This window comes from Vibrio sp. 661 (genome assembly GCF_033339315.1).
In the GTDB taxonomy this organism is placed as follows: domain Bacteria; phylum Pseudomonadota; class Gammaproteobacteria; order Enterobacterales; family Vibrionaceae; genus Vibrio; species Vibrio alginolyticus.
The window spans coordinates 1-1,057 of sequence record NZ_JAWOUJ010000132.1; the positions used below are offsets into that span (position 1 = coordinate 1).

At 47.5% G+C, this 1,057-nt stretch carries 1 protein-coding gene; it reads left to right on the plus strand.

Going from position 1 to position 1,057, the window contains the following annotated elements:
• The coding region (locus tag R7P69_RS25200) for a TonB-dependent receptor domain-containing protein (protein ID WP_318121828.1) at positions 1–1,057 on the plus strand (1,057 nt) is incomplete at both ends.

A 1,057-nucleotide genomic window follows, 5' to 3' on the forward strand; every position in this document is an offset into this window, starting at 1 on the left:
TTCATGCCTCATCGGCTGAGCACAAGTTAGCGTATGGCGTTGAGATAGCATCGGATTACTACCAACGGGAAGATAATCAGAAAGTCCTCGATTGGACGGGTTCCAACGCATCGCAAAAACAACCCTTTGCCGCTGCACGTGCATACAACATTGGGCTTTATTTCCGTGACATGATTGAACTGGATAAATGGACATTGACTGGCGGTTTGCGTTTCGATGCGCACCGACTTTCACCTGATGGCCAGAATGATATCGGTGGATATCCATTGAAAGATATCGACAGTTCTGAAATTTCACCAAGTTTGTCGATTTCTCGTGAAGTGTTCGAAAACAACCGCGTTTACCTCTCTTACGATCACGGTTATCGAGCGCCAGAATACGATAAGGCGTATGGCTTCGTAAGCCACGACTTTGTGCCGCTGACGCCTTTTGTCATTGCACCAAATATGGATCTAGAGGCAGAAACTTCGGACTCGTTTGAAATCGGTAACAAATTCGATAATGGCCGAGCGCAACTTTACGTTTCTGCGTTTTACAACAAGTTCCAAAACTTCATTGATGTTGTTACCACAGGGCAAGATAACTTCGGGAACTACATCAAGCAATACCAAAACTTACACGGCGTTGAAACCTACGGCGCCGAGCTTTCTGCCGCGTACGCTTTCACTTCGTCTTGGAAGCTAAGTACCAAGCTTGGTTATGTGGATGGAAAGGACGCTGAGGGCGAATACGTTCGTAGCATCACGCCTTTTGAGGGCAATGTTGGGCTGAACTACCAGCAACAAGACTTTAATGCGTTCGCGACGTGGAATTGGGCTGGTTCGATGGATCGTGTGCCGAGTTGCCAAACGTCGCTCGGACAAAAGACAGAATGCGCACAAACAGAGGCATGGAACACGCTCGATCTGGGGGCAAGTTACCAAATCACCAAAGATTTTCGTTTGAGTGCGACCATCATCAACCTGTTCGACAAAGAATACATTCGTTACCAAGACGTTGCTGGCATAGCGGATGAGAGCAAACGCTACTCAACGGAACCAGGTCGTTACTTTACGGT